Genomic DNA, 19,625 nt, shown 5'->3' with positions numbered 1-19,625 from the left:
GACTGCCGCCCCTTAGACGGTGACCTGTCCCGACACGTCCGTGAGCATTTGGACCTGCTCCGTGCCGTTATCGGCGGAGATGAGGCAGAAGCCGCTAACCTCGCGCGGATCCACGTCAGTGGCTTCGAGCACGCGGTACGCGAAGCTCTTTTCGCGGCCTGAGGAAGGCGCCGCCGAGCAGGAAACTCGAGCGCAGCCGTCAGTGGTGCGGGATAGGCTAATTTGACACCCGCATCAAATCAAGGAGATCGCTTTGGCCGCACGACCCGCCACAACCGGCTCTCGGGCCGGCAAGGCAGCCACCGCCCGACCGAATAAGGGCACGGTCATTCCTCAGTTGGGCTGGCATGAGGTGCGTCCGGCCCCGATCGTGCTCGTCTCCGGCACCGAAACATTTCTCGCCGAGCGGGCCATTCGCCAGCTGCGCGATTTTCTCAAGCTTGAAGACCCCAGCCTTGAAATCAGCGACGTGCAGGCCGACAGCTACGCGCCGGGTGAGCTGCTCACCCTCGCGAGTCCCTCGTTGTTTGGTGAGCCGCGCCTGATTCGGGTCAGCAACGTTGAAAAATGCAGCGACACTTTTTTGGCTGAGGCGTTGGACTACCTGGAGAACCCGGCCGACGATACCTATGTCGTGCTGCGGCACGGCGGGGGAGTGCGCGGCAAGAAGCTCCTCGACACCATCCGCGGTGGACTCGGCGGCGCGATCGAAATTGTCTGCAGCGAACTCAAGAAGGACACCGAGAAATACGAGTTTGCGTCGAACGAGTTCAAAGCCGCTGGCAAACGGGTCACGGTCAGTGCCCTGCGCCAGCTCGTGGCAGCGTTCTCTGACGACCTGGCCGAACTCTCCGCCGCTTGCCAGCAGCTCATTTCTGACGCGACGAGCGAGGTCACCGAAACCACGGTCGATCGTTACTACGGCGGTCGGGTCGAAACGAACGCGTTTAAAGTAGCCGACTGGGCCATCGCTGGCCGCAACGGTGAGGCGTTGGTGACTCTGCGGCACGCTCTGTCTTCGGGGGCCGATCCGGTGCCCATCGTCGCGGCGTTCGCCATGAAGATTCGCACTATGGCCAAGGTGTTCGGTGCCCGTGGCGGGTCAGCGCAGCTTGGCGCACAGTTCGGCCTGGCACCGTGGCAGGTGGAACGCGCGCAAAAAGACCTACGCGGCTGGAGTGATGAGGGCCTGGCCCGCTGTATCCTCGCGCTGGCCGAAACGGATGCCGCGGTCAAGGGCGCCGGGCGCGACCCGGTTTTTGCGCTGGAACGCCTGATCGGCGTCATCTCCCGTCGCGGCGAGCATTAGCGGTCGCCGGTGCATCGTGGCGGCAGAGCTCAGCGGTCTCCGGCGTCCGCGACCGTGATGCTTGAGCGGTTCAGGTAGAGCCAAACTCCGTGCTGAAAACTCGGATTTCCGCAGACCCGGCTGGCCACCCAAACCGGCAGCAGAGTCGACGAACTGGCCAGATCGGTCGGCGTAGCCAGGGCTTCGAACGATGACGGCAGGCTCGGGCAGTATTCGAGTTGCACTCGCCCGGTGATCTCGGTGAACTGCACCGACACCGGCCGTTCGGCGGGCGGCGTCAAAATGCGTAGTGCTCCGACGGCGGCGACGGCCAGCAGGGCGGAGACCGCGAACACTGCACCGAGCCTCGAGCGCAAGCGGATGCGGCGAGCAATGCGCGCAGACCGTGCAGGTTCGAGGTCCCCGGGGTCGCGCTGCCCCGCCGCGGCTGCACCAAGGTAGAACAAGATTCCAATGATTAGAAGCACGATCGAGACCAGCAAGATGAGCAGCTGGTGACGCGGACTGCCGGACACCGCATCGTTCGCGAGGACAGCCAGCCACACCGCGACGACGAAGCCTACGGCGCTGAGCAACGTGGCGACAAAACGAGCGTGCGCACGCTGATGCAGGACGCTTTCGGCGGTGCTAAAACTCGCCGGCGGGGTGCTCTTCACCGCGTCAGTCTAGTGGGGCCACTGGCCCAGCACTGCCGCTTCTCAATTCGTGCCGGGCACGCTGTCAACAACAAGAAAACCCCCGCCGATGTGGCGGGGGTTTCTGTGCAACGAGGGCATTATCCGCTCGTTGGGAGCCGGGACAATCACCTCACGTGCGGGTGTTGACTAGACGAGTGCGGAAACGGCCTTCGCGATGGCCGACTTCTTGTTCGCAGCCTGGTTCTGGTGGATGACACCCTTGCTGACGGCCTTGTCGAGCTTCTTGGAGGCAAAGGCGAGACCGACGACGGCCTTGTCCTTGTCGCCAGCGGCAATCGCGGTACGAGTCGCGCGAATCGCGGACTTGAACTCGCTCTTGACGGCCTTGTTGCGCTCTTGGGACTTCTTGTTGGTGCCAATTCGCTTGATCTGCGACTTGATATTTGCCACGTTTTTTACGCTTTCGTTAGGTTCTAGTACGGACAGCCGTTCAGCGGGTAGAGGGCGCTTGAGCGGCGAAGATCGTGCGGGGTGGGACCCAACACGCAAGCCAACCAGTAACGCTACCAGTAATCGGCCCGACACCCAAACCGCCCGAGCCCACTCACGCGGAGACCGGATGCCAGATCACGCAGCTTCCACGCATCGTGAAAAGGGGTTGGCGACGAGCTACTGCAGGGTCTGCTCCAGGTACTGCTCGAAGTCCGTGCAGACCAGGCGGCCGATCGCCCCGTTGACGATGGGAAGTTGCGGCGGAACATGCCCGCACTCGACGTTTTGCGATGATGGGCACGCCGAGGTTCATGCACTCCCCGACCTCAACCTGGAACCCGCGATCTTCCAGACTCTGGATCGCGAAGTCGGGTCGCGGCCACGCGTCCAGGCGGCTGCGCAGGCCAAGCGGATGACCGCGCTCGCTTGGCCGCGGGCAGTCCCCGCTGCCGCCGGTCGCCCCCGCGCCCCCCGCAAGCGGATGCCCTGGCCTCAGGCCGTGCGCGACACCAGTCCGGCGATCCGCAGCAGTATGGCCGTGAAGAGCTCCGGTTGGGCGAGGCTCGACAGGTGCGTCGCCCGTGGCACCAGGACGACCTCCCCGGTGCGGCAGGCAGCCAGAAAACGCCGCTCGTTCAGCCGAAAATGATCCAGTGCACCGTTGACCAGCCAGACCGGACCGGGATACGCGGCGAGGCTGGTTAGCGGAGTCAGCGTCGAAGTCGCCTGCAGCCCGGAATCCATCACGTCGAGCGCAGCGCCGCCCGCAAGCACATCGCGGGCGCCGGCGGCGGGTAGCAGGAGACGCGCCAGGTTCTCGTGCAGCCACAAGCCTCGATCGGGCAGTCGATGAATGGCCCGGGCCAACAACCGATAGCCCTCGAGAAAGACGCCCAGGGGTACGGCGCTACAACCGGCTGCAACCAGCCCGGCCACGCGATCGGGGTGCTCGGCGGCGTAGGCGACGGCGTAATAGCCGCCGAGAGAGAGACCGACGAGCAGCACCCGGCCGCCGAGTGCCGCCACTCCGTCGTCGATGGCGGCGAGCGCTGCCGGCACTGTGAACGGCTCGCTCATCCGCTGCCCGTGGCCGGGCAGATCGATCGCGAGCACCGGGTAGCCGGCCGCTCGGAGTGCCTGCTCCTGATAACGCCACATCGTGGCCGAGGCACGGATGCCGTGCACGAGCAGAACCGGCACAGGGGCCTCGGAAGTCGCCATGCCCGTGAGCCTAGTCAGCCGCAGGGCCAGTCAGCTGGGCGTCCGGCCCTGGCTGCGCCAAACCGTTCTGATCAGCGGCCCAGCCGGCAGCGCGCGGGGACCCACAAGACGCGCGGTCTACTTCGTTGGTGCGCAACATGCCTAGGCTGAAGTTATGACAACTGCGCCCACGCCCACTTTGACCGCCATCATCAATGCTCGCGTCGTTCCGGTTCTCGGCGACACCATCCCGAACGGCACTGTGCTGATCGAGAACGGTCGCATTCGAGCCATTGGTGCCGATCTGAGTGTTCCCCCTGGCGCACAGATCATCGATGCGAGCGGCAAATGGGTGCTTCCCGGTTTCATCGAAGCGCACGGGCACGTGGGCATCCACGAAGAGGCAAACGGATGGGCCGGCAACGACACCAACGAAATGACCGGTCCAAACATGGCCGCGGTTCGAGCCATCGACGCCATCAACATTGACGACGAGGGCTTTCGCGATGCGCTCTCCGGTGGAGTCACCACGATCGTGGTCAAGCCGGGCTCCGGCAATCCGATCGGCGGCCAGTCGGTTGCGATCAAGAGCTGGGGCGGCCGCACCATCGACGAACAGGTGATCAGCGACTCGGTGAGCATCAAGAGCGCCCTCGGCGAGAACCCCAAGCGGGTCTATGGGGAGAAGTCGCAAACCCCGAGCACCCGCCTTGGCGTCAGCCTAATTATCCGCCAGGCTTTCGTCGACGCGCAGAACTACGTCGAGGCGCGTGATGCTGCCGCCGAGAAGGGCGACGCGTTCACCCGCGACCTCGGCAAGGAAGCCCTGGCCAGGGTGCTCTCCGGCGAACTGGCCTGGGACCAGCACGTGCACCGCCACGACGACATTGCCACGGCCATCCGCCTGGCCGAAGAATTCGGTTATCGTCTCGTGATCAACCACGGCACAGAAGGCCACAAGATCGCCGATGTGCTGGCCGAGAAGAACATTCCGGTCATCTTCGGTCCGATGCTCACCGCGCGCACCAAGGTCGAACTGCGCGACCGCGCCATCGGCAACCTGGCCGTGCTCGCCGCGGCCGGTGTGCGCGTCGCCATCACGACCGACCACCCCGTCGTCCCGGTGAACTTTCTCGTGCACCAGGCCTCCCTGGCCGTGAAGGAGGGGCTACCGGTGCAGACCGCGCTCGAGGCCCTCACCGTCAACCCGGCTGTGATCCTCGGCCTCGACTCCCGGGTCGGGTCACTCACCGTGGGACTCGACGCCGATGTCGTCGTCTGGTCTGGCGACCCGCTCGACCTCGGCTCGCGCGCCGAGCTGGTGCTCATCGACGGCGTCGAGGTTTACCGCCACAGTGACGGTTTCGGCCGGGTCGTGGAGCGCGCACACCGCGCCTGACCAGAGTCGGCCAGCGCTTTGCGGCTCGGGTAGACGGTACAACCCGGCCGAGCATGGAAGAATAGACGGACTATGTCACCGAGAGCCCTTCACGCGCTGGAACCGGCCGCCACGGCCCCCGAGTTCATTCGCAACTTTTGCATCATCGCCCACATCGACCATGGCAAGTCGACGCTCGCCGACCGGATGCTGCAGATCACCGGCGTCGTCGACGAGCGCTCCATGCGGGCCCAGTACCTGGACCGCATGGATATCGAGCGGGAACGTGGCATCACCATCAAGAGCCAGGCCGTGCGCATGCCGTGGGAGCTGGACGGCGTCACCTATGCGCTGAACATGATTGACACCCCCGGCCACGTCGACTTCACCTACGAGGTCTCGCGCAGCCTCGCCGCCTGCGAAGGCGCCATCTTGCTGGTCGACGCGGCTCAGGGCATCGAAGCCCAGACCCTCGCCAACCTCTACCTCGCCCTTGAGAACGATCTCACGATCATTCCGGTGCTCAACAAGATCGACCTGCCCGCGGCCGACCCCGACAAGTACGCCCGTGAACTCGCGAGCCTCATCGGCGGACGCCCCGAAGATGTGCTGCGCGTCTCCGGCAAGACCGGCGCGGGGGTCCAGGAACTGCTCGACCTCGCCACGACCATGATTCCCGCGCCCCAGGGCAACCCGGATGCCGCCGCTCGCGCCATGATCTTCGACTCGGTCTACGACAGCTACCGCGGCGTCGTCACTTACGTGCGCATGATCGATGGGCATTTGAAGGCCCACGAAAAAATCCAGATGATGTCGACCAAGGCGACCCACGAGATCCTCGAGATCGGCGTCATCTCACCCGAACCGATCGAGAGCAAGGGGCTCAAGGTCGGCGAGGTCGGCTACCTGATCACCGGCGTGAAAGACGTGCGTCAGTCCAAGGTCGGCGACACCATCACGACCGCCCTGCGCCCGGCGACCGACGCGCTCCCCGGCTACAACGAACCGCAGCCCATGGTGTTTTCCGGGCTGTACCCCATCGACGGCAGCGACTACCCGGCGCTGCGCGAAGCACTCGACAAACTCAAGCTCTCCGACGCCAGTCTCGGGTACGAGCCGGAGACCTCCGTCGCTCTCGGTTTCGGCTTTCGCTGCGGCTTTCTCGGCCTGCTCCACCTCGAGATCATCACCGAACGCCTCGAACGCGAATTCAACATCGACCTCATCACGACCGCGCCGAGCGTGCCGTACGAGGTCACCACCGACGATAAACGCACCATCACGGTGACCAACCCGAGCGAATACCCCACCGGTAAAATCGCCAAGGTTCTCGAACCCATGGTCAAGGCCGCCATCCTTGCGCCGAAGGACTACGTCGGCGTCATTATGGAGCTGTGCCAGAGTCGCCGCGGCACGCTGCTCGGCATGGAATACCTCGGCGAAGACCGGGTCGAGATTCGCTACACGATGCCGCTCGGCGAGATTGTGTTCGACTTCTTCGACATGCTCAAGGGCCGCACCGCCGGGTACGCCTCGCTCGACTACGAGCCCTCCGGCGAGCAGGAGGCGGACCTGGTCAAGGTCGACATCCTGTTGCAGGGCGAGCAGGTCGACGCGTTTTCTGCCATCGTGCACCGCGACAAGGCCTATGCCTACGGCGCGCTCATGACCGGTCGCTTGCGCAAACTTATCCCGCGCCAGCAGTTCGAGGTTCCCATTCAGGCCGCGATCGGCGCGCACATCATCGCCCGCGAGAGCATTTCGGCGATGCGTAAGGACGTGCTCGCCAAGTGCTACGGCGGTGACATCTCGCGCAAGCGCAAACTGCTGGAGAAGCAGAAAGAGGGAAAGAAGCGCATGAAAATGGTCGGCCGGGTCGAAGTTCCCCAGGAAGCGTTCATCGCCGCGCTGTCGGGGGACATCGAGACGAAAGACAAGAAGTAAAGCGGATGCGCAGGGCTACTTTCACTGACGCCGCTGTCAGCTACGCTGCCATCGGCGGCACGCTGGCGCCCGACCTGATGAGCTATCCGCCCAAAGGGTACCGCCCAATGGAGCAGAGCGTCCGGCTTGGCAGCTCAAAGGAACGTTTCGAAGCGGCGACGAAGCTGCTGATGACGTGGGGAATCCAGCGGGGCAGCGGCATGGAGGTGACCGATCTTGAAAACAGCACCGGCGTGCAGTACACCCCGGTGACCTTTCAGCCCGACGGTACGCCGGCGGCCAGCCAGCAGCATCCGGTGAACGAAGCGACCTTCGACGACGACGGCACCCCGTATATCGCCAACGGTATGACCGCGACGTTGAAAATAAAGGTCTGGCTCTTTGCCGTGACCGCGCCGGTGCGCGTGGTCTACGTCATCGACGAGGCCGCTCGCATCGGGTTTGCCTACGGAACTATGACCGGCCACCCCGAGAGCGGCGAAGAATCCTTTATCGTCGAACACCGGGACGACGACTCGGTCTGGCTGACCATCCGCTCCTTCTCGCGGGCCAGCACCTGGTACTACCGCCTGGCCTGGCCGGTGCTGCGCTTTCAGCAGGCGAAATTCACCAAGCTGTACCTGCGGGCCCTGCATCCCGTCGGCGCGATCAAATAACGCGCATCAAATAAAACGTACTGGAGCACTCCCATGGCCGGACCCCACCCCGTCGGCGACCCCGCACCCGACGACGGACTTCTTCCCGCATCAGCGGCCGTTAGTGCGGCCGAACGCGATTTCGGCGTCTACCTGCACGTGCCGTTCTGCCGGGTGCGCTGCGGTTACTGCGACTTCAACACGTACACCGCGACCGAACTGCGCGGCGCCAAACAAAGGGACTACGCCAGCCAGGCCGTGCTCGAGGTGGAGGCTGCCGCCCGCATCCTCACAGCGTCGGGCGTGCCGGCCCGCGAAGTCGCCACGGTGTTCTTCGGCGGAGGCACGCCAACGCTGCTGCCGGTGACCGACCTCGTGAAGATGCTCAGTGCCGTGCGTGACCGGTGGGGCCTACAGGACGGCGCCGAGGTCACCACCGAGGCCAACCCCGACTCGGTCGATGCCGCCTACCTCGGCGCCCTCGCCGATGCCGGCTTCACCCGCGTGTCGTTCGGCATGCAGTCCGCGGTGCCGCACGTGCTCGCGACGCTTGAACGCACCCACGACCCCGAGCGGGTACCGCTCGTCGTGGAATGGGCCCGCGCCGCGGGCCTCGACGTGAGCCTCGACCTGATCTACGGCACGCCGGGGGAGTCCCTCGCGAACTGGCGCACGAGTCTCGAACAGGCGCTTAGTTTGCACCCCGACCATCTGAGCGCCTATTCGCTCATTGTCGAAGACGGTACCAAGCTCGCCCGGCAGATTCGCCGCGGTGAGGTCGCTCCGACCGACGACGACCAGCAGGCTGACTTCTACGAGCTGGCCGACGAACTGCTCGCCGCCGCCGGGTACGACTGGTATGAGGTCAGCAACTGGGCCACGAGCGACGCCCACCGTTCCCGTCACAACCTCGCCTACTGGACTGGCCAGGACTGGTGGGGCGTTGGCCCCGGCGCACACAGCCACGTCGGAGGCGTGCGATGGTGGAACGTCAAGCATCCGGCAGCTTATGCCGAACGGATGCTGGCGGGCCTCTCTCCGGCCGCCGGCCGCGAGACGCTCGATGCGCCCACTCGTGAGCTCGAACGTATCCTCTTGCAGAGCCGGATCCGCGCCGGAATCCCGGTCGCATCGTTGTCGCCAGCGGGCCGCATCGAGGTCGCCGGACTCATTGCCGACGAGCTCATCAACGCCAAAGCCGCCCTCGCCGGGACAATCGAATTGACCCTGCGCGGGCGGCTTCTGGCCGACGCCGTGGTGCGGCGCCTCAGCGATTAGCTGAAGAATTTGATGCTGAGCGGGTAGGCGTATCCCTGCCCGCGGTTGGCCGCCAGCGCGGCCAGGATCGAGAAGATGATGCCGAGGACGAAGGCCACCGGCAAAATCAGGTATCCGATCAGGATAGCTGTCAACGCGCCTGCCACCACATAGACGATCGCCAGGGTGATCTGAAAGTTCAGCGCCGTCGCGCTGTGAGCGCGAATGAACGGACCACGATCGCGCAGCACGATGTAACCGATGAGGCCGGGTATAAAAGCGAGCAGAATGCCCCCGACATGAATTAAAGTCGCCCACATTTTCTCGTCAGCGGGGCTCATCGGCTGGTGGGGGACACTCTGCGAATAGGGATTTTGCGGTGGGGTGGATTCATACGGGTTTGTGCGCGGATCGTTCTCGGACATGTGGTCTCCTGTTCGAACAATTCGGTCTGGTCGTGGCGGTTTCGGCTCGTACTCACCGGAACCATTTGAACAGTTGTGCACGGGCTACGCCTGCCGCAACCAGACTAACCGTCCGAGTGGTGAACTGACCGGTCGGCTACTTGATCAGGCGAATTGACAACGGATATCGGTAGTTTCGGCCATCCTTGGCCTGCATGAACCCGAGGATCGAAAAGATCACCCCGGCCAGCCAGACGAGCCAGCCCAAACTTGCGAGAATTCCGCCGATCCCAAAGGTCACGAGGGCAAGGAACGTGGAGACGACGATGATGGCGACAGAGACGATCAGGAGGGTGATCTGAAAGTTGAGCGCCTCTTTTGCTTCGGTGTTGGTGAATCGTCCGCGTTCCTTGAACACCAGCCAGATGATCAGGGAGGGCAGCAGGCCGAGGATGCCGCCAAGGTGCGCGAGCGAGGCCCACTGTCGGTCGTCGGCTTCGGAGAGGGGGGCTGCCGTGAGTGGGGTGCTGTAGGGGCTCCCTCCCGGCTGCTGGCCGTAGCCGGACTGCTGCCCGCCCTGTGGCTGTCCGACGTTCGGTTCACGATAGTTTGGATCGTTCGGAGGTTGTGACTGTGGATCGCTCATGATTGTCCCCTTTACTTAACGCGCTGGGCGGGTATAACGATAATTAAACCCTCCCTTCTGGCTGCTGGCAATGGGTCTGCTCAGGCAGTCGCGATATGATTAGCAGTCAGTGGATGCGAGTGCCAGTGATGTGCGGGCAAACCTGCGTTCCAGCGTGACTACCGGAGTGCGCGGCAAACGGCATCCGCTCAACTGAAGCTGGACTCCACGAATCAGGAAGGTGGGCGCAATGGTTTCCGACCGTGGCCTCGATGTGTTGCGCGTCATCGTGCAGGACTACGTTGCCTCTCGTGAACCCGTTGGCTCCAAATCCATCGTTGATCGGCACGCCTTCGGTGTCTCCGCCGCCACCATCCGCAACGACATGGCCCTGCTCGAAGAAGAAGACCTGATCGCAGCGCCGCACACCTCGTCGGGTCGCATCCCCACTGATAAGGGCTACCGAGTTTTCGTCGACCACCTCGCTGATCTGCGACCACTCACTCCGGCGCAGCGTCAAGCCATTGAAACCTTTCTCGGTCACCCCGCCGACCTTGACGAGGTGCTCGTGCGCAGTGTGCGACTGCTTTCCCAGCTCACTCATCAGGTCGCGCTCGTGCAGTATCCCTCTGTTTCCCGCGCCAGGGTGCGGCACGTCGAGTTCGTGCCGCTGACCGAGACACGCATTCTGTCGGTGCTGATCACAGATTCCGGTGGGGTGGAACAGCGCGTGATCGACCTGCCGCGTGCGCTCGACGAGCAGACGCTCGTCGAAGTACGAGCCCGACTTAATGCCGCCGTCGTTGGACTCGGCATGGCCGAGGCCAGAGCAGCCCTCGCCGCGAGTGTCTGGCCGGGCACGCCGACGCTGCAACCGCTTATCGACCTCATCACGAGCACCCTCGCCGACCAGATCGGCACCAACCGCCAGGATAAACTCGTCATGGCGGGGGCAGCGAACCTCGTGCGCACCGAGGAAGATTTCTCCGGCAGCATCTACCCGGTGCTCGAAGCTATCGAAGAGCAGGTGGTGTTGCTGCGCCTGTTCGGCGAGATGGAGACCGACCAGCATGGAGTTTCGGTGAGCATCGGCCGGGAGAACGCGGCGTTCGGCCTGCCCGAGGCCAGCGTGCTGACCAGCGGCTATACCGCGAACGGCAACCTTGCCCGCCTGGGCGTGCTCGGTCCCACGCGCATGGATTATTCCAACAACATGGTGGCGGTGCGCGCCGTCGCTCGCTACCTCTCCCGCCTGCTCGGCGAGACCTAAGACTGTTGCTGCCTCGGCGGCTTCATCATTATTTCGAACAACCATCACAACTCAAGGAGAGCCACCTTTGGCTGACCACTACGAAGCGCTTGGCGTTGACCGCGACGCAACGACCGATCAAATCAAGAAGGCCTATCGCCGCCTCGCCCGTGAACTGCACCCCGACGTCAATCCCGGCGCTGAAGCGTCGGAACGCTTTAAAAGCATCACCCATGCCTACGACGTGTTGAGCGACGCGAAACAACGTCAGAAATACGATCAGGGCGGCGGTCAGAACGGCGGCTTCGACGGGCAGAACTTCGGCAACTTCGGCGACATCTTTGAGACCTTTTTCGGCGGGGGCGGCGGCAGCAGCCGCGGTCCGCGCTCCCGCCGCGAACGCGGCCAGGACGCCCTCATCCGGGTTGAACTCGACCTCGATGAGGTCATCTTCGGCACGCACCGCGACCTCGAGGTCGACACCGCGATCGTGTGCGACACCTGCAAGGGCTCCTGTTGCGCCCCCGGAACATCACCGATCACCTGTGACATCTGCCACGGTACCGGCAGCATCCAGCGCGCCGTTCGGTCCCTGCTCGGCAACGTGATGACGTCGAGCCCGTGCGGCACCTGCCGCGGCTACGGCACCATCATCGCAACGCCGTGCATGACCTGCTCCGGTCAGGGCCGCGTGCGCGCCCGCCGCACGGTTCCGGTAGACATTCCGGCCGGAGTCGACACCGGCCTGCGCCTGCAGATGCCCGGCAGCGGAGAGGCCGGTCCGGCTTCTGGCCCGAATGGCGACCTCTATCTCGAGATGAAGGTGCGCCACCACGACGTGTTCAGTCGCGACGGCGACGACCTCATGTGCTCGCTCGACGTGTCGATGACGAGTGCAATCCTTGGCACCAACGTCACCGTGAAGGCCCTCGACGGCGACATCGAGGTGGAGATTCGCCCTGGTTCGCAAAGCTCAGAGGTGCTCACGATCAAGGACCGTGGCATCACCAAGCTGCGTGGCAGCGGCCGAGGCGACCTGAAGATCGGCATCCACGTGCTGACGCCGACCAAGCTCGACCACAAGGAACGCGACCTGATCGAGCAGTTCGCTGCCCGTTATGCAGCGCCGGCGCCATCCCTGAGCCAGTACCAGCAGGGCTTGTTTGCGAAGCTGCGCGACCGGTTCCTCGGCTGACGTGGCACATTTCTATCTGCAGGAGACGCTCCGGGCGGCGCAGTGTCGCCCGGGGGTGGTCGTTTCTGTTGATGGCGCTGAGGCGCGCCACGCGGTCACGGTCAGCCGGGTGCGTCCCGGAGACCGGCTCCGCGTAGGCAATGGAGCCGGGTTGCTGCTGCAGGGAACGGTGCTGACGGCGGAGGCTCTGGTGTTGACCCTGCGCGTCGATGACGCGAGCGAGACCGCGGCGGTGACGCCGCGCATCCGCTTGGTGCAGGCTCTCGCCAAGGGGGATCGCGATGAACTGGCCATTCAGGCTGCTACCGAACTCGGCGTTGACGGCGTGATTCCCTGGGCCGCAGCCCGTTCCATCACGAAGTGGGAGGGCCCGAAGATAGCCAAGGGCCACGAACGCTGGATCAGCATTGTGCGCGAGGCGAGCAAGCAGTCCATTCGGGCCTGGCTGCCAGGCGTCGCCCCGCTTGCCAGCACCAAACAACTGGCCGTACTCGCCGCCACCACACGGATGCTGCTGCTCGACCCGACCGCAAGCGGTCGCCTCACCGAGGTGGCCGCGCCCACCGACGACCGCGACATTCTGCTCGTCGTCGGGCCGGAGGGTGGAATTTCCCCGGCCGAACTGCTCCTGCTGGAACAAGCCGGCGCGACCCAGGTGCGCCTCGGTGACACCGTGCTGCGTACGTCGACCGCCGGTCCCGCCGCCCTCGCAATCCTCAATGCGACCCTGGGTCGTTGGTAGTGCGTGCCGCTGGTAGCGCCGCTTAAGATAGGGGTATGTCTTCTACCGGTTTTGAACCGACCATTTTCAGCCGCATTATCGCGCGTGAGATTCCGGCGACGATCGTCGCCGAGACCGAACAGATCATCGCGTTTGTCGACATTGCCCCGAAAGCCCCGGTGCACGTCGTCATCACCACCAAAGACCCGCAGTACCAGAACGTGGTCGAACTGGCCGCGGGCAACCCGGCCCTCCTGGCCGAACTCGTCGCGGTAGCCGAGCGCATTGCTGCCGAACGAACCAACGAGCAGTTTCGCCTCGTCTTCAACACCGGAGCGGCAGCTGGCCAGACCGTCTTCCACGTGCACGCCCACCTGCTGGGCAGTCCGGAACCGACCGACTCGCTGGGGGAGGACTCACTTGGCGCCCTCTGAGCCCCGCAACGCCAAATCCGGCAGCGCCAGCGCCAGCGTCAACACCGAGTTGCGCTTCACCGTCGACGGCGTCGCCATGGTACGCCTGCTCGGTCCCGAAGATCGCTACCTGAGCACCATTGAGGCTGCCTACCCCAAGGTTGACGTGCACGTGCGCGGCAATGACGTGACCCTAAGCGGCTCGGCCGACGAGGTGGCGGCAGTGCGTCGGCTGATCGAGGAACTGCAATTGGCACTGGGTGCTGGCCACGATCTCGGCGAGATCGAAATCGCCACCTCAGCGCGGATGCTCGCCGCCGACAGTTCCTTGAGCCCATCCGCGCAACTCGGCGCCCCCATCCTCACGGCGCGGAACAAAAGCATTCGGGCCAAGTCGATCGGGCAGAAGGACTATGTTGACGCGATCGACGACAACACGATCGTGTTCGGCATCGGCCCGGCCGGAACCGGCAAGACCTACCTGGCCATGGCTAAAGCGGTGCGGGCGCTGCAGAACAAAGAGGTCGAGCGCATCATCCTGACTCGCCCGGCCGTCGAGGCTGGGGAACGGCTGGGTTTTCTGCCTGGCACCCTCACCGACAAGATCGACCCGTACCTGCGCCCGCTCTACGATGCGCTCGGCGAAATGCTCGACCCGGAGCTCATTCCCAAATTACTTGCTGCTGGCACGATCGAGGTGGCACCGCTGGCCTACATGCGTGGGCGCACCCTCAACGCAAGCTTTGTCGTGCTCGACGAAGCCCAGAACACCACCCCGGAGCAGATGAAGATGTTCCTGACTCGCCTGGGATTCGGCTCAAAGATGGTCATCACCGGGGACGTCACCCAGATCGACCTGCCGGCCGGCACGAGCGGCCTGAAACTGGTCACGCGCGTGCTCGACGGGATCGACGACATCCACTTTGCGTATTTAACCAGCGCCGATGTCGTGCGGCACTCACTGGTGGGGCGCATCGTCGACGCTTACACCGAGTACGACGCACACAAGCAGGCCCTACGCCAGGAGAGTGCTGAGGCCCGAGAATTTGCCACGCGTGGCCCCCAGCGCACGAGCGCTTCGGGCCGCAACCCGAAACGGAGTTCCAGTTGAGCATCGAAATTAACAACGAGTCGGCTATCCCGGTCGATGAGGCTGCCATTTTGCGGCTCGCTGCCTTCGCGCTCGACACCATGCATGTACACGCCGACGCCGAGCTCGCCATCGTGCTCGTCGATGAGGGTGCCATGGAGCAGCTGCACGTGCAGTGGATGGACGAACCCGGCCCCACCGACGTGCTGAGCTTTCCGATGGATGAACTGCGCCCCGGTACCGAAGAGCAGGAGACCCCGCCGGGCCTGCTCGGGGACATTGTGCTCTGCCCGCAGGTCGCCAAGGAGCAGGCAGAAACCGCTGGCCACAGTACCCTCGACGAACTGCTGCTGCTCACCACCCACGGCGTGCTGCACCTGCTCGGCTTTGATCACGCGGAACCGGCGGAAGAGAAGGAGATGTTCGGTATCCAGCGCGATATCCTCATCGGTTTCGCCATGCAGGAACGACAACGCCACTGATGCACATCGTCTGGTTCATTTACGCGGCTGTAGTCCTGGTCGTCTTTGCCGGACTGATGGCCGCCGTCGACGCCGCGATCACGACTCAGTCCCGGGCCGACATCGCGAGCATGGTGGCGAATCATCGCGCCAAACGGTCGTTGCAGGCCATCGCCGACGATGCCGGCGCGCACCTTAACGCGATCAATTTCATTCGTATCACCGCCGAGACCACGGCCGCCGTCCTGGTCACGCTGGTCTTCGCGACCACGATCGAGGCCGTCTGGCTCGCTTTGCTGCTGTCGGCGCTCATCATGACCTCGGTGTCGTTTGTGCTCGTCGGTGCCAGCCCGCGCAGCGTCGGCCGAGCCCACCCGGTCGGCTTGCTGGCCGCGACTGCGTTGCTCGTCCACATCGGACGCGTTCTGCTCGGACCCATCGCGAATGCCCTCGTCGCCCTCGGTAACCGGGTCACTCCCGGGCGCACCAAACTCGCGACGTTCACCTCCGAAGTCCAGTTGCTCAGCATGGTGGACGAGGCGACCGAGCTTGATGTGATTGAGGAAGATGACCGCGAGCTCATTCACTCCATCTTCGAGTTCAGTGAGACGGTCGTGCGTGAGGTGATGATTCCGCGCACCGACATGATTACCATCGACGCCGACGCCAGTATCGACGCGGCAATGGGCCTGTTCCTGAGCAGCGGCACGTCGCGCCTGCCCGTGTTGGACGGTGAGGTGGACGACGTCGCCGGCATTCTCTACCTGCGTGATGTGGCCCGACTGGTTTTCGAGCGGCCCATCAGCGCGCTCCAGCTCACCGTGGCCGACCTGGCCAGGCCGGCCGTGTTTGTACCGGAGTCGAAGAAGGCCGACGAGATGCTGCGGCAGATGCAGTTGGAGTCCAACCACCTGGCCATGGTCGTCGACGAGTACGGCGGGATCGCCGGACTGCTTACCCTCGAAGACCTAATCGAGGAGCTCGTCGGTGACATTTCCGACGAGTACGACCGTGACGTGGTCGAGGTCGAAGACCTCGGCGACGGGCATTTTCGGGTGAGTGCGCGACTTCCGGTCGATGAACTGGGTGAGCTGTTCGATCTCGAACTCGACGATGACGATGTCGACTCGGTGGGTGGCCTGCTGGCCAAGGCCCTCGGTCGATTGCCCGTTGCCGGGTCGGTAGCCTCGGTTAGTGGGCTCAACCTCACCGCCGAACGCACCGAGGGACGCCGCAAGCGCATCAGCACCGTGCTGGTGGAACGCGATGCGGCTTTGATCGATGCGCAGACCGCATTCCTCCCGGTACCGACGAGTACCCCAAGAACAGTGTCAGATGATGAAGGAGAACGGTCATGACCGGAGCAACCGAGGCACTCCCCGCCGACTATCGAGCGGGATTCGTCTCGTTCGTGGGACGCCCCAACGTGGGCAAGTCCACCCTGACGAACGCGCTGGTGGGCGAGAAAGTGGCGATCACCTCGTCGAAGCCGCAAACCACCCGCCGCGCCATTCGCGGTATCGTGCACCAGAAGAACGGCCAGCTCATTCTGGTGGACACCCCCGGCATCCACCGTCCACGCACCCTCCTCGGTGAGCGACTCAATAGCCTGGTCACCGCGACCCTGGCCGGCGTCGACGTGATCGGCCTCTGCATCCCGGCCAACGAGCCGATCGGCCCGGGCGACAAGTTCATCAACGAGCAACTGGATGCCTTCCCCCGCGCAAAAAAGGTCGCTATCGTCACCAAGATCGACGCGTCCTCCAAAACCAACGTTGCCAACCAGTTGCTGGCTGTTTCGCAGTTGCGGGATTGGGAGGCGATCGTGCCGATCTCCTCGACCAGCCGTATCCAGCTGGACACCCTCGCGGCCGAACTGCTGCGTCTGCTGCCGCACGCGGATGCCCCGCTCTACCCGGCCGACGCCGTCACGGACGAGACCCTCGAATCGCGCATCTCGGAGTTCATTCGGGAGGCCGCCCTCGAGGGCGTCACCGACGAGCTGCCGCACTCGATCGCCGTGACCATCGATGACATCATCGAGCGCGACGACCAGGAACTGGTCGAAATCTACGCCAATTTGTTCGTGGAACGAGACAGCCAGAAGGGCATCATCATTGGCAAGTCGGGCAGCCGTCTGAAGGATGTCGGTACCCGCGCGCGCAAGCAGATCGAGCCCCTCGTCGGTAAGCGCGTCTTTCTCTCGCTACGTGTGAAGATCGCCAAGGAATGGCAGCGCGACCCGAAGCAGCTCGGTCGCCTCGGCTTCTAACCTGTCGGGCAGGCGCCTCGGGTGTCCGCCCGAAACCGTCAACTCGCCCATATCGCTGATTACACCGTTCGTAAAGCGACGCGCGGGTGACCCGGTCTTGCCTCGGCCTCGCCTCGTCCTCGTCTCGCTGGTAGAGCTGGTCGAGACCGCCATCTCGTGACGCACCGCTGTGTCGGGTTCCGGTCATGGGCGAGCGGTGCGGGCGAACGTTTCTACGATGCGAACGTCAGCCGTCTCGTCGGGGCGAACGCCTAGTTTCGGTAGGCGTCGCGCGGGTGACTCGGTCTTGGCTCTTCCCCGTCCCGCGTGTCGAAACCGCATCTCGTGACGTACCGCTGTTTGCGATTCCAGCCAGTGGGATAGTCGGCAGCAGCGGGTCGAGCCAGAACGGTTCCTGCATGAGCGGGTTCTTGCTGGGGAGGGCGATCAGGATTTGCTCGGGGTCGATTTCGACCGGGGGGTGCAGCCAATACCGGCCGCCCTGAAGCAGTATTGTCCAATGTCGGTTGTGCAGCAGCAGGTGATGCAGTGCACAGAGCAAGATGGCGTGATCGATGTTGGTGAGTCCTTGTTCGGCCCAGTTTTCGATGTGGTGGGTTTCGGTCCACGATGGTGGTTGTTCGCAGCCGGGCCAGCGGCATCCGCCGTCGCGCGCTGCGAGGGCGTGGCGTTGATCTCGGGTGAAGAGGCGTTGGTCGCGTCCGACGTTGAGGGGTTGCCCGGTCTGGTTGAAGAGGATGCCGAGGTAGCCGGTGTCGCACAGGTGCCGGTCGATCGTTTCCGGCGAAATCGGTGCGGGGTTGCCTTCGAGGTAGCCGAAACCTGATTTGGCGCTTCCGCTCTTTGTGATAGCAGCCGCGGGGGCCGGGCCAACCGCGGGGTTCGGGCCAGTTGTGCGCGCACGACCAGCTGTTGGGGCGGGGATGGTGGCGGGGCGGTCGGGGTCGGTGATGATGACCTGCACGACGGGGCGGCGGCCGCCGAAGAGGGTGTTCGGGTCGGCGTCGGCGCCGAGTTTGAGCAGTTGGGTGAAGGAGTCTGCGGCGATCTGGTCGAGGGTGCGCGGGTCGTCCTTGACGCTCTGCGCCCACGCGGCGCGCTGGGGGTCGACGAATCGCACGCCGCCGCGTCGCGGACTGGTGAGGGCGTCGTAGGTGGCTATCCACGTTTCGCCCTGCTCGGGTGCCATCAGGGCGTGGAGGGTCACCATGCCGTCGGCGCGCCGCCAGAGCGACCAGGTGGTGTCGTCGCGGGCTTGCTTCTCGCGCGCGAGGATGCCGGCAGCGTCGAGGTCGTCACGGAGGCGCCGGGCGCGTTTGTAGGCTTGTTCGGTGTTGATCCCCGGCGCCTCGATGAGCAACACGCGCAGGGCGGTGGTGAGTTTCTCGGCGGTGATCGCTTGATCGAGGGTGCCCAGGCCGCGCAGCAGCGCGTCGCCGATGCCGGGGGAGATGGTGCCGGCGGCGATGGCGTGCATGATCGGTGCCTGCCACGGCACTACCACCGGCGCGACCGGCGGCACTGGCATCACCGCTGCGACCGGCACTGCCGCCGGGGGCACGGCGATGGGCAGCGGTGGCAGATGTGGGTGCAGCGTGGCCCATGCCGCTGCTCGTTCCGCTGCCCGAGCAGCTTCACGCGCCGCTTCCTGTTCGGCTTCCACGGCAACGTCGGCGGCGATCTGGGCAGCCAGCACGGCTTCGCGAGCGGCGTCGACAGCGCGAAGTTCGGCAGTTTCCGTGTCGGCCATGAGCACCCCGACGACCAGCAGCCGACCAGCCTCGATGCGGCTGAGGCCGGTGGCGTCTTGCACCATCATGGTCGGGTTGCCGAACCCGTGCCGCATTGCCAGCCCCGACTGGCCCAGCTCGGGCCGGGACCGCCGTGCGATCGTGCCTGCCAGTAATGCCGCCGCCAGGGTGCTCAGTCGCAGCAGCTCCGCGATCGGGCCACGAGCGGCGAGCACCTGCGCATCAGAGAGGCTGCTGAACTCGGCGCTGGAACCACCGAGCGCAGCCACCGCGGCCGCCGCCCGGGTGAGATCCACTGCCCTGTTGGTCATGATTCAACTCAACACCCGACCACCGACATTCCCGAGGAAAAATCATGCTTACAAGCACTAAAACATCAACGCCCGCCAAAAAATACCCAAAAAAATGTTTCCCATGAGACGTCGATCGCCGACGATGGCTGCGCTAGACACTTCCTCACAGCTGTGCGCGCCGATCACGGTCGCCAGTACACCCGTCCCTCCAGATCCCCAGATAGGTGATGTCCTATGCCGACCTTGGGGCTATGCCGATGTTGGTTGTAATGGTGCTGGTCAGATTTGATTTTCGGGG

At 64.4% G+C, this 19,625-nt stretch carries 19 protein-coding genes and 1 pseudogene; 14 read left to right on the top strand and 6 right to left on the bottom strand.

Features of this window, described 5'->3' with window-relative positions:
- Positions 1–21: 21 nt before the first annotated feature.
- Both CXY70_RS18330 and holA read left to right on the top strand, forming a co-directional pair.
- Positions 22–162 (top strand): annotated as a pseudogene (locus tag CXY70_RS18330) (GntR family transcriptional regulator); the annotation flags it as partial.
- Between the two features lie 91 nt (positions 163–253).
- On the top strand, positions 254–1,309 hold the full coding sequence (holA, locus tag CXY70_RS07995) for a DNA polymerase III subunit delta (RefSeq protein ID WP_104191852.1): 1,056 nt from the start codon (positions 254–256) through the stop codon (positions 1,307–1,309).
- A 29-nt stretch (positions 1,310–1,338) separates the two neighbouring features.
- Here the strand turns inward: holA and CXY70_RS07990 are convergent, their stop codons facing one another.
- From CXY70_RS07990 to CXY70_RS07975, 3 genes are all read right to left on the bottom strand, one after another.
- Positions 1,339–1,965 carry a hypothetical protein gene (locus tag CXY70_RS07990; RefSeq protein ID WP_104191851.1) on the bottom strand — a complete coding sequence of 209 codons (627 nt, stop codon included), beginning with the start codon at positions 1,963–1,965 and terminating at the stop codon, positions 1,339–1,341.
- A gap of 168 nt (positions 1,966–2,133) precedes the next feature.
- A complete protein-coding gene (gene rpsT / locus CXY70_RS07985; RefSeq protein ID WP_104191850.1) occupies positions 2,134–2,397 on the bottom strand; it encodes a 30S ribosomal protein S20 in 264 nt (87 codons plus the stop codon).
- A gap of 534 nt (positions 2,398–2,931) precedes the next feature.
- Positions 2,932–3,660: an alpha/beta fold hydrolase gene (locus tag CXY70_RS07975; protein ID WP_104191849.1), complete on the bottom strand. Its 729-nt coding sequence runs from the start codon at positions 3,658–3,660 to the stop codon at positions 2,932–2,934.
- Positions 3,661–3,814: 154 nt separating this feature from the next.
- On the opposite strand from CXY70_RS07975, the gene CXY70_RS07970 reads away from it, so the two are divergent.
- The 4 genes from CXY70_RS07970 (at position 3,815) to hemW (ending at position 8,874) form a co-directional block, all read left to right on the top strand.
- Entirely contained in the window at positions 3,815–5,038 is a 1,224-nt protein-coding gene (locus CXY70_RS07970; RefSeq protein ID WP_104191848.1) for an amidohydrolase, read from the top strand.
- A 72-nt stretch (positions 5,039–5,110) separates the two neighbouring features.
- Positions 5,111–6,961, top strand: a complete 1,851-nt coding sequence (gene lepA, locus CXY70_RS07965) for a translation elongation factor 4 (RefSeq protein WP_104191847.1) — start codon at positions 5,111–5,113, stop codon at positions 6,959–6,961.
- Positions 6,962–6,966: 5 nt separating this feature from the next.
- Entirely contained in the window at positions 6,967–7,617 is a 651-nt protein-coding gene (locus tag CXY70_RS07960; RefSeq protein WP_104191846.1) for a DUF1990 family protein, read from the top strand.
- 33 nt (positions 7,618–7,650) lie between these two features.
- Positions 7,651–8,874 carry a radical SAM family heme chaperone HemW gene (gene hemW, locus CXY70_RS07955; RefSeq protein ID WP_104191845.1) on the top strand — a complete coding sequence of 408 codons (1,224 nt, stop codon included), beginning with the start codon at positions 7,651–7,653 and terminating at the stop codon, positions 8,872–8,874.
- Here the strand turns inward: hemW and CXY70_RS07950 are convergent.
- Together CXY70_RS07950 and CXY70_RS07945 are read right to left on the bottom strand one after the other, a co-directional pair.
- Entirely contained in the window at positions 8,871–9,278 is a 408-nt protein-coding gene (locus CXY70_RS07950) for a DUF4870 domain-containing protein (protein WP_233205826.1), read from the bottom strand. The two genes, hemW and CXY70_RS07950, sit on opposite strands and share 4 nt — an antisense overlap.
- Before the next feature lie 136 nt (positions 9,279–9,414).
- Positions 9,415–9,903, bottom strand: coding sequence for a DUF4870 domain-containing protein (locus CXY70_RS07945; RefSeq protein ID WP_104191844.1), 489 nt, complete (start codon positions 9,901–9,903; stop codon positions 9,415–9,417).
- A 229-nt stretch (positions 9,904–10,132) separates the two neighbouring features.
- Between CXY70_RS07945 and hrcA the strand changes: the two genes are divergently transcribed.
- The 8 genes from hrcA (at position 10,133) to era (ending at position 17,283) form a co-directional block, all read left to right on the top strand.
- A complete protein-coding gene (gene hrcA, locus CXY70_RS07940) occupies positions 10,133–11,152 on the top strand; it encodes a heat-inducible transcriptional repressor HrcA (RefSeq protein WP_104191843.1) in 1,020 nt (339 codons plus the stop codon).
- A 67-nt stretch (positions 11,153–11,219) separates the two neighbouring features.
- On the top strand, positions 11,220–12,326 hold the full coding sequence (gene dnaJ, locus CXY70_RS07935) for a molecular chaperone DnaJ (RefSeq protein ID WP_104191842.1): 1,107 nt from the start codon (positions 11,220–11,222) through the stop codon (positions 12,324–12,326).
- A 1-nt stretch (position 12,327) separates the two neighbouring features.
- Positions 12,328–13,068, top strand: coding sequence for a 16S rRNA (uracil(1498)-N(3))-methyltransferase (locus CXY70_RS07930; RefSeq protein WP_104191841.1), 741 nt, complete (start codon positions 12,328–12,330; stop codon positions 13,066–13,068).
- A 35-nt stretch (positions 13,069–13,103) separates the two neighbouring features.
- Entirely contained in the window at positions 13,104–13,481 is a 378-nt protein-coding gene (locus tag CXY70_RS07925) for an HIT domain-containing protein (protein WP_104191840.1), read from the top strand.
- Positions 13,468–14,571 (top strand): PhoH family protein, encoded by a 1,104-nt coding sequence (locus CXY70_RS07920; protein WP_369852227.1) that lies wholly within the window; start codon positions 13,468–13,470, stop codon positions 14,569–14,571. The genes CXY70_RS07925 and CXY70_RS07920 overlap by 14 nt, the downstream gene beginning before the upstream one ends.
- Positions 14,568–15,032: an rRNA maturation RNase YbeY gene (ybeY, locus tag CXY70_RS07915; protein WP_104191839.1), complete on the top strand. Its 465-nt coding sequence runs from the start codon at positions 14,568–14,570 to the stop codon at positions 15,030–15,032. Before CXY70_RS07920 ends, ybeY begins: the two co-directional genes overlap by 4 nt.
- Positions 15,032–16,369 carry a hemolysin family protein gene (locus CXY70_RS07910; protein ID WP_199183401.1) on the top strand — a complete coding sequence of 446 codons (1,338 nt, stop codon included), beginning with the start codon at positions 15,032–15,034 and terminating at the stop codon, positions 16,367–16,369. Before ybeY ends, CXY70_RS07910 begins: the two co-directional genes overlap by 1 nt.
- Positions 16,366–17,283 carry a GTPase Era gene (era, locus tag CXY70_RS07905; protein ID WP_104191837.1) on the top strand — a complete coding sequence of 306 codons (918 nt, stop codon included), beginning with the start codon at positions 16,366–16,368 and terminating at the stop codon, positions 17,281–17,283. Before CXY70_RS07910 ends, era begins: the two co-directional genes overlap by 4 nt.
- Positions 17,284–17,509: 226 nt before the next feature.
- On the opposite strand, the gene CXY70_RS07900 is transcribed toward era, so the two are convergent.
- Positions 17,510–19,345 (bottom strand): DUF222 domain-containing protein, encoded by a 1,836-nt coding sequence (locus CXY70_RS07900; protein WP_104191836.1) that lies wholly within the window; start codon positions 19,343–19,345, stop codon positions 17,510–17,512.
- Positions 19,346–19,625 lie beyond the last annotated feature (280 nt).

This window comes from Cryobacterium sp. Y82, assembly GCF_002929495.1.
In the GTDB taxonomy this organism is placed as follows: domain Bacteria; phylum Actinomycetota; class Actinomycetes; order Actinomycetales; family Microbacteriaceae; genus Cryobacterium; species Cryobacterium serini.
This window is presented reverse-complemented; position numbering and strand designations above follow the sequence as displayed.

What these genes read in the sequence shown, in the direction of transcription:
- CXY70_RS07910 (WP_199183401.1), top strand. Translation starts at nt 15,032, where the DNA reads ATGCACATCGTCTGGTTCATTTACGCGGCTGTAGTCCTGGTCGTCTTT.
- era (WP_104191837.1), top strand. Translation starts at nt 16,366, where the DNA reads ATGACCGGAGCAACCGAGGCACTCCCCGCCGACTATCGAGCGGGATTC.
- hemW (WP_104191845.1), top strand. Translation starts at nt 7,651, where the DNA reads ATGGCCGGACCCCACCCCGTCGGCGACCCCGCACCCGACGACGGACTT.
- CXY70_RS07945 (WP_104191844.1), bottom strand. Translation starts at nt 9,903, where the DNA reads ATGAGCGATCCACAGTCACAACCTCCGAACGATCCAAACTATCGTGAA.
- hrcA (WP_104191843.1), top strand. Translation starts at nt 10,133, where the DNA reads ATGGTTTCCGACCGTGGCCTCGATGTGTTGCGCGTCATCGTGCAGGAC.
- CXY70_RS07900 (WP_104191836.1), bottom strand. Translation starts at nt 19,345, where the DNA reads ATGACCAACAGGGCAGTGGATCTCACCCGGGCGGCGGCCGCGGTGGCT.
- CXY70_RS07975 (WP_104191849.1), bottom strand. Translation starts at nt 3,660, where the DNA reads ATGGCGACTTCCGAGGCCCCTGTGCCGGTTCTGCTCGTGCACGGCATC.
- CXY70_RS07960 (WP_104191846.1), top strand. Translation starts at nt 6,967, where the DNA reads ATGCGCAGGGCTACTTTCACTGACGCCGCTGTCAGCTACGCTGCCATC.
- CXY70_RS07950 (WP_233205826.1), bottom strand. Translation starts at nt 9,278, where the DNA reads ATGTCCGAGAACGATCCGCGCACAAACCCGTATGAATCCACCCCACCG.
- CXY70_RS07970 (WP_104191848.1), top strand. Translation starts at nt 3,815, where the DNA reads ATGACAACTGCGCCCACGCCCACTTTGACCGCCATCATCAATGCTCGC.
- CXY70_RS07925 (WP_104191840.1), top strand. Translation starts at nt 13,104, where the DNA reads ATGTCTTCTACCGGTTTTGAACCGACCATTTTCAGCCGCATTATCGCG.
- lepA (WP_104191847.1), top strand. Translation starts at nt 5,111, where the DNA reads ATGTCACCGAGAGCCCTTCACGCGCTGGAACCGGCCGCCACGGCCCCC.